The organism is Bacteroidota bacterium, from assembly GCA_018692315.1.
In the GTDB taxonomy this organism is placed as follows: Bacteria; Bacteroidota; Bacteroidia; order Bacteroidales; family JABHKC01; genus JABHKC01.
Window position 1 is genome coordinate 19,669 of sequence record JABHKC010000023.1, and the last position, 14,133, is coordinate 33,801.

The following is a 14,133-nucleotide window of genomic DNA, read 5'->3' on the forward strand; positions in this document are numbered from 1 at the left end:
TTCTTTGCGTATCCATTTCGAACAAAGGTACAAATTATTCTTTTCACATTCTTGGTAGTTTTGAAAAAAAACATCAAGATTTGGTTACTTAAATTTTCTAAAATGTCTTAATTAGAATGTTACCCAGATACCAATCATTTTATTTCCTGCTTCAACTTTTAACTTTACAAACTTTACAAACTCCCTACTTCTTCAACCAAGACCGAGCATCCTTAGAAATACAGACTTTTCCTTCAGCAAAATAAATTTCGTGATTCGAAATAATTTTTTTTAGCTCATAGTTATAGTTCACCATAATGCCTGCAGATTGTTTTAGTCCTTTTTCGGAAGTGTCGCCAAGCCAATTTATTTGCTGAATTTTAGAGCCATTCGTCAAATGAAAATGAGCAACCGGATCGAAAGCATTGTTTTTCCTCTTTTTCGAATAGAGTAAATAGTTGGCACATAATCGCATCAATGGCTTTTTAAGGAAATTCGATAGAGTTTCATTTTTGTACCAACTTGTATTTAGAATTTCAAGCAAGATGTTTTTAGCGTCTTTAGATTCTGAATATTTCTCAAGATTTTTTATTTCGCTTTTTGTAATTAACTCCTGAAATTTTTCGGAAGGATAATTTTCTAAGCAATCTCTGAATTTAGGAATTGGAGATAAGGTTGCAAAATTTTTCAAATTTGGAAACTCTGCCGATAGTTCTTTTACTACCCTTTTTATTAGAAAATTCCCGAAGCTAATCCCTTTCAATCCTTTTTGAGTATTTGAGATAGAATAAAAAATTGCTGTATCGGCAAGATTTGGATTTTCAGGCGGAATATTTTTGTCTAACAGATTTTGAATATTATTTGGCAGACCTTTTACAAGTGCAATTTCGATAAAAATCAAAGGATCATTTGGGACTTTGTAATGAAAAAACGCATACATTTTTCTATTGGTTAGAAGTCTGTATTTTAAATCTTTCCAAGAACTTATCTCATGAACGGCTTCATATTCCATAAGTTTTTCGAGCAGAATTGCCGGAGAATTCCAGGTTATCTCCTCCAAATCTAAAAGGTTAATGTCGAAATAAGTTATCAATAGATTTTTTATATCGCTGTCGAGTTTTCTCAGTCGTGGCATTGTCGGAATTAGTGGAATTAAATCGCGCCGCATATCTTTCAAGAAAAGAAAACCATTGGGCAATTTCACAAGCTGCCTTAAAATTTTCACTCGTGGCGGAACCAATGACTTACTTAGCTCAAGCTCGGCATTTATCCGTTCATTTTCATCATTAGAATTTTTAAGATTGTTAATCTTTTCGTTCAAAATTGAGGTATTTACATCGAAATATCGACCAAGGATTCTGAGAAATCTGCTTTTCCCTTTTTTCGACAGATTTATATAAATAATCCCGAGATGAATAATCTTCGATTTTTTTGAAATTTCTCCGACTTTTTCATTAACACATTCTACCATTAATTCTCTCAGAAGAGTTTCATCGCTTTTTGGCAAATCCGGTTTTATCTGTATTTTGAAATTGCCCGATTCGTCCCAAGCTGTTTTTATTTTATTGATGGTTTCTTTGCTAATTCCGGCAATAGAATCGTCAAGTTTTATTAAATCCTCTTTGTGTCTCGAAAATATTTTCATATAAATTATTCAAAATTATATTTAGCTAAAAATACATTATTATTATATGAATTGCAAGATTTATGAATAGATTATTTTTAACAACTTTATTGTAGCAAATAAGCTTGAATTATGTTTGTGTAAATTTATCACTCAACATTTTCCGGAACAATCTACCTATCAGCAAATTCCTTAAGTTTTTTCTTCCCAAAACGAATTATATAATTTGTTTCCCAGTGTGGAAGTGCTTGTTCAATTGTTAGAGCAAATTCATTTATTAGCTCGGGATAATAGCAGGTAATTTTATCGATTATGACGATAGAAAAGTATTTCATATAGGCCGGATACTTTTTCGACCGTATAAACTTTATGCCTTCGTCAACTAAAATTCCTTGCTGCTTTTCATCGCTAATGTCATAATTTTGAACTATACGCAATGCTCCATGAATCTGGCTGTGGTAAAGCATTTTTGGCAGTTTCTCTATTATCTGGGGCAAGTATTTTATTAGTAGTTTTTTGTGAGTATTCGCTATCTTGAACAGCACCCAACCGGCATGCCAGCAAATTTTTTTTTCGTCGGTAAGAAAAACTCTTACAAGCAAATCAAGAACTGTTGGATCATTCAGAGCCATTTCTTTCAATTCCATAGTATAACTTTTACCAGCCAATAATAGCAGTTGATAAATATCATCGCTCATCCAGGTTCTTGCTATAGAATCCTTTTTTTTCATTTAAATTTTTACAAAAATAAAATTTTGCAAGATAATATTATTCTGGGATTTTGGTGGTTGACTTATGGCTGTTGGTATAGTTAAACAGTATCTGTTCGCTCAAAATTAAACTTTGATTCAAATTCTCACTTTTTCATTTCTTACGAAAAATCTCTATATTTGAAAATGTTTAAAACGTTTTATTAATTAAATATTTTGATATGAAAACACAAAGATTAATCTGTTTTGCAATTGTCTTATTATTAATTAGTAGTAGTTGTGCAACCTTCAAATCGTCGATGGATGGAAAATATGAAAAGGAGGCAGAAAAAAATTATAATGCCGAAAGAGTCGATGTATTGTTTATTTTCAGTCATTACAGGCAAACCAAAGGATTTGATGCTGTACCAAAACTTGACCCAAGACCTGTAAATGGATTCGAAGAAATATTTGTGGATGCCATGACAGAAATTAGCAATATTTCTTATTATTCAGTTTTTACAGATCATGCTTCTGATGTAAACATCTCGAAACGTCGTCGTATGAAAGACAGCCTGATGAATAGTCATGATTATATTATTAAAGTCAAAATACAACGTGAAAAATCATTTGTAAAATACTTTTTTGCCACTGTTGGTGCAGTTGTTAGCGCTACCCTGCTGCCGATGCCTTTCAAGTATGAATATACAGCAAAAATTGAAGTGCTTGATTCAAATAGAAAATTGATTAAAGCTTACGAACGTAAAATGGAGATAACAAAATGTTGGCAAACCTTTATGTTTTTTCTATATCCATTTAAAAATGAAGAGAGGCAAAAAGGACTACTATATGTTGAAATCCTTCATGATGTTTTTAAACAAATTGAATCGGAAAAAATTCTCAAGAAATAGCTTAACACAAAATTTCAGTTAGAGCTAATAACATTCGAAAACTAAAGGTAAACTTTTGTTATTGAATTCTGTTTTTGCAAAAGAGCTATAAGAATTTATAGTGTCAAATCCGGCTTTTTGCAGCGCCTTTATAATTTGTTTTCTTCTTGCAGGAAAAAGTTTGATATTGTTTTTGATAATTTCTTCGGTTTCTTTAATGAAAAGGATGGTCGAAAAATCTAACATATTATTTTCGTCAAGGCTATAGAAACGTTCAAATTTTATTATTTCATTTTCAATAGTAGGTAAACTTTTCAGTTTACTGTCGAAAACATAATCGTAATTTATTAATTGAAATAAAAATTTTCCGGTTTTCTTCAGAACAAATTTAGTATTCCTGAAAAATGCTTCAATTTCTTCCATATTTTGTAAATGAACAAGCGTATTTCCGAAACAGCTAACAATATCGAAAGAATTTTCGGGAAAGTTTTTTTCAATTTCTAACATTCCAATTTTGCAGAAACTAATTTTCTTATTTCCGACTTTCTTTTTTGCTGAAGCTATCATTTGGCTATTTGTATCTATAGCCGAAATTTTTGCGAAATAATCGCAAAGACTTATTGCCAAACTACCAGTTCCACAACCAATATCCAGGAGGCTTTGTTCATTTTTGTTTTTTTCCGAAAAAGATTTTATAAAAGAAACTTGAGAATTATTGAGTGGAAAAACCTCATCGTACTGTTTCGAAATTCGTGAATAAAAATCCATATTTTCTATTTATTGAACAATTGCATTTGTTTGCAAAAATAATTAAAAGTATGCAGTATTCATTGGTTAACAAAAACTTATATTATATTTGGCTATTTAAATTTTGAAAAATAAATATTTAATGAAAATAGAATCAAATTTGGATAACGAATTTTGATAAGAGACTTGCAATCTCAATAGACTTAACTTAATACAACACCCAAGGAATGAAGTTTTCAGAACTACAGTTAGATAAACAATTATTAGAAGCAATATCATATATGGGCTTTGAAACAGCCACAGAAATTCAGGAAAAGGTTATACCAATTATTCTTGAAAACAGGGATGTAATTGCATGTGCCCAGACCGGCACCGGCAAAACTGTTGCATTTGTTCTTCCTGTTCTAAACAAATTGATAGGCAAAAACAACAAATCTATAAATACATTGATAATTGTTCCGACCAGAGAATTGGCGATTCAAATAGAACAAGAAATACAGGGGCTTGCATATTTCATATCGGTAAGTTCGAATTCTGTATATGGTGGCGGCGATGGCAAAGATTGGGTTGCCCAAAAAGATGCTCTTCAAGGCGGAACCGATATTATTGTTGCGACACCTGGCAAGCTGTTGTCTCATATTATGTCCGGAAATGTTAACTTCAACGATTTGAAACATTTAATCCTGGATGAAGCTGACAGGATGTTGGATATGGGATTTATTGACGATTTACAGAAAATTATTTCCTATCTTCCCAAAAAACACCAAACTATGCTTTTTAGCGCTACTATGCCAAAAAGTATTCGTCAATTGACAAAAAAGATTTTGCATAGTCCGGACGAAATATCTTTGTCGATTTCTAAACCTGCTGAAGGAATCGATCATAAAATATATTTATGCTACGACACTCAAAAAGTGAAAATTATAAGTCATGTTTTGAGCGAAAATAAAGACTATGATAGCATCATCATTTTCAGCTCTACAAAAAGTAAAGTAACAGAAATTGTAAGATCACTTAACAAGTCAGGTTTCCCGGCACAAGGGATTTCTTCAAATTTAGATCAGGAAAAACGCGAAGAAGTTTTAAGAGGATTCCGCTCTAAACAAATACGTATTTTGGTTGCTACAGATGTTATGAGTCGAGGCATTGATGTGAAGGAAATAAATATGGTCGTAAATTTCGATGTCCCCAACGATGCCGAAGATTATGTTCATCGGGTAGGACGAACTGCTCGTGTTAACACAAAAGGTGAGGCAATTACTTTGGTGAACGAGAAGGACATGTATCTAATGAGGAAAATTGAACATCTGATAGAATATTCTATTCCGAAATATCAACCCCCGAGCAAAATAGGTGCCGGACCCGAATGGAAAGATGGAAATCAAAAATCTCGTAAAAAGAAAAGTTTCCATAATAAAAAACGGAATTTTAAGACGGGGAATCGGAATAATATATCTTAGACTTTTTTTTTGAAAAAGGGAATTTGCTTTAATGCATATATTTTTGACATATGAGCATAGAACCAAATCATATAAAATCAATGTCCAATTGTACCAGAATATAAGCCAAAAGTTAAAAATTTGAGGTAGATAGAAGTGTGCAGTCTTAACCCAACTGGGAAATCAACCATTAACAAATGTTGATTTCCCAGTTGGGTTAAATATTGTTTTCTGTTTTTTTGAAACTTCACTTACTATCGGTTTTCCATCTTTTGCAATATGATTGATTTTAATTTTTCTTAATTCATAAAGCAGTTCTTTTATAGTGTAGGTTTTGAATAGTTTATTTTGATTCATAACTCTGATAATTTCATAATATATCACTAAAGAAATGAACATTACAAATAGTTTTCCTGTGGTTGTGTGGTCATTATGTGTTCTTAATCTTTTTCCATCCATTTCATTTTTAAGCACATCAAAAACTTTTTCAACCAGATCTTTATTTCTATAATGAGTTAATACCTCTTCGTGTGACATTCCTGTTTTGTTTGTTGCCAAGATGTAATAACCTGATCTTGATAGTGAAGAATTAATATTACGAATATTTCTTTTTGCTTTTTTCAGGCTAAAAGGCAATGGTTGAATAAAACTTATACAACAATCTTTGTCGTTCATTTCTAAAACATTTGCTGTACTAAAAAAGCCTCTGTCTAAAATAAAAAGGAAGTCGTTCAATCCAAAATTAGTTAAATACTTTTTGCAATTCTTCAAAGTTGTAACATCAACAATGCTACCAGGATACAAACAATAGTTAACTGGCAATTTTTTGTCTTCGCAAAAAACCATTCCAAGATTTATCTGAGGTAAATTTTCTTTATCTCTATTATATCCCCATTCTATAAAATCTATATTTGTTGAATAACTTGAAATAGATGAAATGTCAAAAAACAATGCTTTATCAGGATTAATGTGTTGTGCCCATTTTTCCATAAAATCAAAACGTCGTTTTTCATCACGACCAATTGCTGCAAATAGATTTGATATAGCCGAGGAGTCTAATTTATTTGTATCTGGAAAATAGTTTTCATCTGCCCAATAATGGTACAAATAAAAAGGTGTTCCTTCCATGACCTCATAAAGAGAAAGTGCAATTATTTCTTTATAATTTTCCGGAAAACACTTTAATAATTGATATACAATTCATTTAATCATATATGGTTATTAACCAATATGCAGATTTTAGGATACTTGTGGGGAGGATTGAGAAATTAGTATTGTCCCAAAATTATCTGTAGCCTTGATTTTTGTTTCTTTTTATCAAGAAAAAGAAAACAAAATTAATCTAAATTGTTAATATTCAGTACGCAATAACATGTAAAAATGCAATTTAGCATTTTAGCTTACAGATAGCTATCACCAAAACATTTCTCTTCTCCACCTCAAAAAATGATTTAGCCATAAAGGCTGGTGAAGATTCATTTGTAACAGTAGCCTAAAGATTACGGCTATTAAAATTAATTTAACTAATCGATTTATTGAATAGTTACAAATAATTTATTTTTGATGAGATTTCTAATTTCTTTCATGCAGTAAATGCTTTTGCATTAGACAAATGAAAAAAATCGAAATATCGCAATCCCGAATTTGGGCTTAATTTTGAACTGTTCTCTTAGAGACACTATATATAAATAATCTTGCAAAAACTATTCTTCGAGGTATTTTATAACCTCTACGGGGCAGCTTTCTGCAGCCTCTTTTATATCATCTTCATTACCGTCAAATTTAGCATCGGGCAAAACAGTTGATTCATCTTCAACAACAAATACTTCGGGTGAAGTATCTTCGCAAAGACCGCAAGATGTGCAACCGTCTTCTATCCATACTTTTTTTATAGCCATTTTTTTATTTTTATTCTATTAATAATTGGTTCAAAGAAAGTAAATGTTTTTTAAATTAAAATATTTCTTTATAACAAAAGTTTACCAAGTGCTGCAAAAACCTTAAATTAAAATTATTATACATAAATTAATCACTAATGGGCAATAAAAATTAATACAACTTTTTTAAATCATATTATCAAAACCCATTTCCATTTGTTCTTGTTTTTGGCTTTCTGAAATATTGCCTTTTACATACGCAACTCCATAGTTCTCGAAGAAGTTTTCCATCTGAAGTACAATTCAAACTTTCTTATGCCTGATGAACCACTCCCGATTTTTTCGGGATACCGTATATCTTATTTAGATTTCTTTAGCCTCTTTGCCTCTTTTTTTTCTTTTGGAGTTTTAGAGGGTTCTTTTTTAACGTTCTTCTTTGTGTCTTTTCCTTTTCCCATGATATTTTATTTTAAATATTTATTTTTAGATATTTTAATTTAGATGCATTTCCATTAGTTCTGACAAGAAATTCTACTCTTATAAATCTTTTATAAATTAAGTACAACATTAGTATATCCGGAATTTTCCAGATATTTCTTCCACAATTAAATTTTTTCAATTTCATTTTTCAAATATAACTATTTCATCATAATTATATCATCTTATCAAAAACCATTTTCATTTGTTTTTGTTTTATTAGAAATAATTATATTTGAGAATTATTAATTATTTATAGAGAACTTTTGAAAATATTACTGAATTGGCTGGTTTGGGTTTAGTTCAACTGAGCGATAAGATATTAAGTGGCAGGAATGTTAAAAATCTATATTTGAAATTACAGTAAATCATGTCTTCAGAAAAAAATCAACCAGAAAAAGCGAGGCTACATTCTCGAAACAAAAACCGAGGCAGATACGATTTAAACGCTTTGACTAAATCTACTCCTGAATTAAAAAATCATTTAGCCCTTAACAAATACGGTATAGAATCAGTAGATTTTTCAAACCCACATGCTGTTAAACTTTTAAACACAGCAATATTAAATCATTATTACGGAATAAAGAACTGGGATTTCCCAGACGAAAACTTATGTCCCCCCATACCTGGAAGGGCTGATTACATTCATCATATGGCTGATTTATTAGCCGAAAACAATTTTGGAACAATCCCAACTGGCGATAAAATCACTTGTCTTGATATTGGTGTAGGGGCAAGTTGCATTTACCCAATTATAGGAGTTGTAGAATACGATTGGAAATTTATCGGATCTGATATCCACCCAAAAACAATTGCATCAGCACAGAATATTGTCAATTCTAATTCATCAATTAAAGAAAAGATTGAATGTAGATTACAAAAAATATCAAAACAGGTTCTTTTTGGCATAATAAGCAAAGAAGATAAAATTGAATTAATCATATGCAATCCTCCTTTTCATTCTTCGATTGAAGATGCTCAAAAAGGAACTCGACGAAAAATAAAGAATCTATCTGGCAAAAAAGTAAAGACACTTGATCGCAATTTTGCAGGAATCAGCAATGAACTTATATGTGTTGGCGGAGAAAATAAATTTATTCAGAATATGATTAGAGAAAGTGAAAAGTTCTCTAAAAACTGTTACTGGTTTTCAACTTTAGTATCAAAACAATCTAATCTTAAAGGAATTTATAAATATTTAGAAAAAATTGAAGCTAATCAGATAAGAACGATTCTCATGGGAACAGCTAATAAATCTAGCCGAATTGTAGCTTGGACATTCCTTTCTAAAGAAGAACAAAAAGAGTGGAGAGAAACGAGATGGAAAACTCTACTATAGAATTAACTTGTAACATGCTAAACTAAGGCAAAATAAATAATCTTAGCGTAAAGGTGCGATATTATTAATCAAGAAAAATACTTTGCTATTTTTTAAACTCGTAAAGTAGAATTAGTTACAATAATTTATTTTTGATGATATTTCTATTTTCTTTCATGCAGTAAATGCTTTTGTATTAGACAAATGAAAAAAAACAGAAATATCACAAAAAGAGATGTTTTTAATTTTGAACTGTTTTCTTAGAGGCACTATCTACATACCCTGCAAAATTCGTCTCAAAGCCGGGCAACATTAAACCATCATATCAAAAACCATTTTCATTTGTTCTTGTTTTCTAGAATTAATAATATTTGAGAATTATTAATTATTTAGGTAGGCTGGTTTCATTTTTAATTATATTCTTCCTTCCTCCTTTAACAAGTAACCAAATTGCAAGTCCAAGCTCACCGATCGCCATTGGCAGAGCCAATATCATATTCAATGTGTTTACAAACTCAGAATCTGGACTTATCAATTTGAAAAAATGGATAATTACATATGAGACTCCTGCTATCAATGCTAAATACCATAGAATTTTAGGAATCCTACTATGTAATTTCATTAATATTCCAATTAGGATAATGTGAAATCCAAATACTATTAATCCGCCATTCCAAATAGATTGAAATAATTGAAAATTTGTACTTATTGTTTGATTCGTAAGTTCAGTTACATTCAAGTTTTTGGTCAAAAAAAACGTTGCTATTCCAAATATAAATGTGTAAGCAAGTCTTAGAATTCCTGATGCTAAAGACATTTTTCTATTGTCATCTTTGAAGTATTCGTAAAGCGTGAAGGATACTAATAAATCCAAAATAATTATTATCAGTATTCCCCATAGCATACTTCGATATAATCCAAGATTCTTGAGGATATTGTCATTTAGAAATTCAATTTGGTCAGCCTGATAAAATTCTGAAAATGCATATCCTACAGAGAACATTGCGATTATTGCCATAAGGATTAATGACCATCCTGTTGTTATTGCAACTTTCCTTTTATTCATATTTTTTGTTTTCATATTTGTCGCTTAAAATAGCATATCTGCATATTTCTTTATTATATTTTTTAAATATAACTGTTTTATAAAATTCAAATAATCTTATCAAAAACTATTTCAATTTGTTACTGTTTTCGAGTTTCTGAAATGTGCAGATAAATCATTGTAGTTTCAATTTTTGAATGGCCAAGCTGTTTATATTCTTTTTTATTATGTTTTATTCAAAGGTAAGCTAAATCTGAAATCACTTCCTTTTCCTTCTTCGCTTTCCACCCAAATATGCCCACCAAGTCTTTCCACAAATTCTTTGCAAAGGACTAATCCTAAGCCAGAGCCTTTTTCTTTTGTAGTACCAAGAAATGTTATATTTGAAGATATATCAAATAACTTTTTACGTGTTTCGTCATTCATCCCAATTCCATTATCGGAGATAGAAATTTCAACTTGGTTTTGTTCTGAAATTCCATTAACATTGATATTCCCTCCCGGATTCGTAAATTTGATTGCATTGGAAATAAGATTTCGCAAAACTGTCTTCACCATATTTGCATCGGCATAAGCTTCAATCTCCTCTGATTGAATTAAATTTAATGATATGTTTTTAATTTTTGCCATTAAATTTGAAGATTCAATTATTTCCTGGATAATTGATAGCAAATTTATTTTTTCAGGCTTGAAACTAATTTGTCCGGTTTGAGATTTTGCCCAATCTAATAAATTATCAAGTAAAATTAATGTATTTTTGGCTGATGAATTTATTATGCGTGAATGCATTTCAGATTCTACAATATCAGAATTTTTTGCATTCTCAATTAACAATTCAGAAAATCCTAAAATACTGTTAAATGGACTTCTTAAATCGTGGGCAATGATTGAAAATAGTTTGTCTTTGGTTACATTAAGTTCTCTTAACTGTGTTTCACTTTCCTTTAGGGCTTCTTCCGATTTTATTCGTCTGGTAATGTCTTTCCCAAAAAAAGATGCCCCTATGACTTTGTCGTCAACAACTATTGGATTCAAATGAACTTCAATATGAATTGTCCCGTTCTCTACCTCAATCTTGTCGATAAATGAAAACATCTCATTGCTCAACACCCTGTCGTAATGTGATTTCCATAGTTGTCTCATCGGTTTAGGTAGTGAAAGTAAAAGATTTACACCAGGCCCAAGGCGAACGCCAAAAGTAGTATGAAAAGCAGATACAAAAACATCATTGGCAAATAGAATTTCATAGGAGGAATTTATAGCCCATATACTATCAGTGGTATTTTCTAAAATAGCTAATATATTTGCTCTGCTCTGGAGCAGAATTCTATGCGTTTCTTTTTTTTCGGTAATATCTGAACTTATCCCGGATACACCTGTAGCTTTACCATTTAAAATAATCGGATTTAGGGAAACTTCATAGTAACGAAGTTCTTTCCCCACTTGATTGGAAATTTCGAAAACAACTCTTTCTCCTGAAAGTGCTTTATCGTATTTCGATTTCCAAAATTCTAACAACCCGGGAGTAAGGATATTCAACGAATTAAGTCCTTTCTGTAACTCGACATTGAATGTTGCAAGATATGCTTCTTTAAAAAAGTTGTTAAAGATAATGTAGTTATAGTTATTGTCGATTGACCATATTGATTCATCGCGGTTGTTTATCAGCGAATTGAGATTTGATTCGCTTTCTTCTACTTTTTCTTTTGCACTTAATAACTCCGTTTCTCGTTTTTTTTCTTCGTTATGAGCTGAAGAATGCAATCGAAGATTATCATTTTGCTTTTTGAGTTCAGCAATCTGATCTTCTAATTCTTGATAGGTCGGTTTATCATTTATTTCCATTTGTCCTTATTTCTTTTATTAAAATGTGAACATATATCATTTAAGTTCCAATTTTTGCCCTATTTGCATCTTGTTTAAGACGACAAATTTTGGAGAGTAGTCCCACCAAGAATCGAACTTGGATCTAAAGTTTAGGAAACTTTTATTCTATCCATTGAACTATGGGACCCTTCAATATTTTAAAACCGCGAAATTAATTATTTTCTAGTAATTTGAATAGTTCATCAAGTTTTGGTGTCAAGATAATTTCTGTTCTTCTGTTCTTTCTGCGGGCTTCTACTGTTTTGGCAGGATCAATAGGCATAAATTCGCCTTTGCCAGAAACTGTTAGTCTTGTCGGACTTATTTTCGATTTGGCTAAAATAATTTTTACAATAGAAGTTGCTCGTTTTACACTCAAATCCCAATTGTCTTTAATATCGCCCTTGCCGTTAAATCGAACATCGTCGGTATGTCCTTCAATCATAATATTAATATCCGGATTTTGTTCTAAAACTACTGCAAGTTGTTCAATGGCTTTTTGTCCTTTAGGATCAACATTCCAGCGCCCCGATTTGAAAAGTAACTTTTCTTCGAGCGAAACATAAACTTTGCCATTTCTTTTTTGAATAGTCAATCCATCTTTTTCAAATTGATTTAGAGCTGAGGCAACTTTATCTCTCAAAGCATTCACAGCAGAATCTTTGGCAGATAGCATATTTTCAAGCTCAATTAGTCGTTTACTCTTTTCATTTAGAATTTTATTGTTTTTCTCTAAGTCTGCCTGAAGTTTTTCATTATTTGCTTTTTTATCGTTTATGGCTTGTTCCAATTTTTGCAATTCGTCTTCTCGCTTTTGCAAATCTTCTTGAGCGGCTTGCAGTTGAGCCAACATTTTTTTCACCTCTTCGGTATTTCCTTCAATCAGTTTACTTTGATTATCTATCAACTCATTATTGGTGTAAAGTGCATTTTCGTATAGCCTTTTATACTTTCTTACATTGGCACTCAAATTGGAAGTGTCCGATGCAATTTTTTGAAATTTTGCACTCAATGCTCTAATTTCTGCACCCATTTCTGTAGTATCTACAATAAGTTTTTCGTTGCTGGTTTTTACATCGGTGTTTTCGCTTTTGCAACTATTATTTTTGGTTTCCAACTCCTTAAATTGATTGAGCGGAACACATGAAATACTAATTCCGGAAATAATCAGTGCAAGCAATAAGCTCTTAAATATCTTAATCATAATTTCTTCAAATTAATTATTGCAATAAAAATAATAAACAAAATGCAAAAGTATAAATTGTATGACTTTGTGAAAAATTAAATTTATGGCAATTAATTTTTGTACTATAACACTAATCTTCAGCAAGAGATTATAATATTCAAGCCAAAATTCTGTTTCCAAAAAATATTACTTTTGCATCGAAATTTTAAAATAATAAAAAATGTTAGAGACAATATTAAAACATAGAACAATAAGAAAATATAAGGATACTCCAATAAAACCGGAAATATTGGAAAAAATTCTTGAAGCAGGTTCAAGAGCTTCAACAACTGGCAACATGCAGGTTTACAGCATAGTAGTTACGAAAGGAAAAGAGCTGAAAGAAAAACTTTGGGAATCGCATTTCAAGCAAGATATGGTGAAACAAGCCCCGGTAGTTTTAACTTTTTGTGCCGATTTCAATAGATTTAACAAATGGTGCAAACAAAGAAATGCAGAGCCCGGATACGACAATTTCCTGTCGTTCTACACAGCCTCGATAGATGCTTTGCTGGCTGCACAAAATGTCGCAATTGCTGCCGAAGATTTTGACTTGGGAATTTGTTATCTTGGAACTACAACATATATGGCCGAAAAAATTATCGACATTTTGAACCTCCCAAAAGGAGTTGTGCCTGTAACTACTTTGGTGCTTGGTTATCCCGACGAAAATCCTGAACTGACCGATCGATTACCTTTGAACGGAATAATTCATGAAGAGACTTATCAGGACTATTCTGAGAAAAATCTCAACAATATTTATAGCGAAAAAGAAGCTTTAAAAGAAACTTTAGATTTGATTGAAGAAAACAAAACAGAAAATCTTGCTCAAATTTTTACCGATAAAAGATATACTAAAAAAGACAATGTTTTCTTTTCAAACTCATTTCTGAAAATAATTGAAAAACAAAATTTTATGAATAATGAAATTTAGAAATTGAGCTAAACCAGAAAAGT

The 14,133-nt window shown here is 31.0% G+C and carries 12 protein-coding genes and 1 tRNA gene; 4 read left to right on the forward strand and 9 right to left on the reverse strand.

The window, feature by feature from the left end; translation table 11 throughout:
* Positions 1-184 precede the first annotated feature (184 nt).
* Positions 185-1,624: a Malonyl-CoA decarboxylase gene (locus HN894_01730; GenBank protein MBT7142029.1), complete on the reverse strand. Its 1,440-nt coding sequence runs from the start codon at positions 1,622-1,624 to the stop codon at positions 185-187.
* A 152-nt stretch (positions 1,625-1,776) separates the two neighbouring features.
* A complete protein-coding gene (locus HN894_01735) occupies positions 1,777-2,334 on the reverse strand; it encodes a hypothetical protein (GenBank protein MBT7142030.1) in 558 nt (185 codons plus the stop codon).
* A gap of 200 nt (positions 2,335-2,534) precedes the next feature.
* Between HN894_01735 and HN894_01740 the strand changes: the two genes are divergently transcribed.
* Positions 2,535-3,203: a hypothetical protein gene (locus HN894_01740; protein ID MBT7142031.1), complete on the forward strand. Its 669-nt coding sequence runs from the start codon at positions 2,535-2,537 to the stop codon at positions 3,201-3,203.
* Between the two features lie 24 nt (positions 3,204-3,227).
* Here the strand turns inward: HN894_01740 and HN894_01745 are convergent, their stop codons facing one another.
* A complete protein-coding gene (locus HN894_01745) occupies positions 3,228-3,950 on the reverse strand; it encodes a class I SAM-dependent methyltransferase (GenBank protein MBT7142032.1) in 723 nt (240 codons plus the stop codon).
* Between the two features lie 206 nt (positions 3,951-4,156).
* On the opposite strand from HN894_01745, the gene HN894_01750 reads away from it, so the two are divergent.
* Complete coding sequence (locus HN894_01750) at positions 4,157-5,389, forward strand: DEAD/DEAH box helicase (GenBank protein ID MBT7142033.1); 1,233 nt, start codon at positions 4,157-4,159, stop codon at positions 5,387-5,389.
* Positions 5,390-5,551: 162 nt separating this feature from the next.
* On the opposite strand, the gene HN894_01755 is transcribed toward HN894_01750, so the two are convergent.
* Together HN894_01755 and HN894_01760 are read right to left on the reverse strand one after the other, a co-directional pair.
* Complete coding sequence (locus tag HN894_01755) at positions 5,552-6,496, reverse strand: transposase (protein MBT7142034.1); 945 nt, start codon at positions 6,494-6,496, stop codon at positions 5,552-5,554.
* A gap of 575 nt (positions 6,497-7,071) precedes the next feature.
* A complete protein-coding gene (locus HN894_01760; GenBank protein ID MBT7142035.1) occupies positions 7,072-7,266 on the reverse strand; it encodes a ferredoxin in 195 nt (64 codons plus the stop codon).
* An 826-nt stretch (positions 7,267-8,092) separates the two neighbouring features.
* Here HN894_01760 and rlmF point away from each other — a divergent pair.
* Complete coding sequence (gene rlmF, locus HN894_01765) at positions 8,093-9,061, forward strand: 23S rRNA (adenine(1618)-N(6))-methyltransferase RlmF (protein MBT7142036.1); 969 nt, start codon at positions 8,093-8,095, stop codon at positions 9,059-9,061.
* Positions 9,062-9,425: 364 nt separating this feature from the next.
* Here the strand turns inward: rlmF and HN894_01770 are convergent, their stop codons facing one another.
* From HN894_01770 to HN894_01785, 4 genes are all read right to left on the reverse strand, one after another.
* Positions 9,426-10,106 carry a DUF4386 domain-containing protein gene (locus tag HN894_01770; protein ID MBT7142037.1) on the reverse strand — a complete coding sequence of 227 codons (681 nt, stop codon included), beginning with the start codon at positions 10,104-10,106 and terminating at the stop codon, positions 9,426-9,428.
* Positions 10,107-10,310: 204 nt separating this feature from the next.
* Positions 10,311-11,930, reverse strand: a complete 1,620-nt coding sequence (locus tag HN894_01775; GenBank protein ID MBT7142038.1) for a PAS domain S-box protein — start codon at positions 11,928-11,930, stop codon at positions 10,311-10,313.
* A gap of 97 nt (positions 11,931-12,027) precedes the next feature.
* Positions 12,028-12,099 (reverse strand) — tRNA-Arg (locus tag HN894_01780).
* 24 nt (positions 12,100-12,123) lie between these two features.
* Entirely contained in the window at positions 12,124-13,155 is a 1,032-nt protein-coding gene (locus tag HN894_01785; GenBank protein MBT7142039.1) for an OmpA family protein, read from the reverse strand.
* Between the two features lie 202 nt (positions 13,156-13,357).
* On the opposite strand from HN894_01785, the gene HN894_01790 reads away from it, so the two are divergent.
* A complete protein-coding gene (locus HN894_01790) occupies positions 13,358-14,110 on the forward strand; it encodes an NADPH-dependent oxidoreductase (protein ID MBT7142040.1) in 753 nt (250 codons plus the stop codon).
* The last annotated feature ends 23 nt before the right edge of the window (positions 14,111-14,133 follow it).

Excerpts from the sequence above, each read along its gene's own strand:
- HN894_01745 (MBT7142032.1), bottom strand. The coding sequence starts at position 3,950 with ATGGATTTTTATTCACGAATTTCGAAACAGTACGATGAGGTTTTTCCA.
- HN894_01735 (MBT7142030.1), bottom strand. The coding sequence starts at position 2,334 with ATGAAAAAAAAGGATTCTATAGCAAGAACCTGGATGAGCGATGATATT.
- rlmF (MBT7142036.1), top strand. The coding sequence starts at position 8,093 with ATGTCTTCAGAAAAAAATCAACCAGAAAAAGCGAGGCTACATTCTCGA.
- HN894_01790 (MBT7142040.1), top strand. The coding sequence starts at position 13,358 with ATGTTAGAGACAATATTAAAACATAGAACAATAAGAAAATATAAGGAT.
- HN894_01740 (MBT7142031.1), top strand. The coding sequence starts at position 2,535 with ATGAAAACACAAAGATTAATCTGTTTTGCAATTGTCTTATTATTAATT.
- HN894_01730 (MBT7142029.1), bottom strand. The coding sequence starts at position 1,624 with ATGAAAATATTTTCGAGACACAAAGAGGATTTAATAAAACTTGACGAT.
- HN894_01755 (MBT7142034.1), bottom strand. The coding sequence starts at position 6,496 with ATGGAAGGAACACCTTTTTATTTGTACCATTATTGGGCAGATGAAAAC.
- HN894_01750 (MBT7142033.1), top strand. The coding sequence starts at position 4,157 with ATGAAGTTTTCAGAACTACAGTTAGATAAACAATTATTAGAAGCAATA.
- HN894_01760 (MBT7142035.1), bottom strand. The coding sequence starts at position 7,266 with ATGGCTATAAAAAAAGTATGGATAGAAGACGGTTGCACATCTTGCGGT.
- HN894_01770 (MBT7142037.1), bottom strand. The coding sequence starts at position 10,106 with ATGAATAAAAGGAAAGTTGCAATAACAACAGGATGGTCATTAATCCTT.
- HN894_01775 (MBT7142038.1), bottom strand. The coding sequence starts at position 11,930 with ATGGAAATAAATGATAAACCGACCTATCAAGAATTAGAAGATCAGATT.
- HN894_01785 (MBT7142039.1), bottom strand. The coding sequence starts at position 13,155 with ATGATTAAGATATTTAAGAGCTTATTGCTTGCACTGATTATTTCCGGA.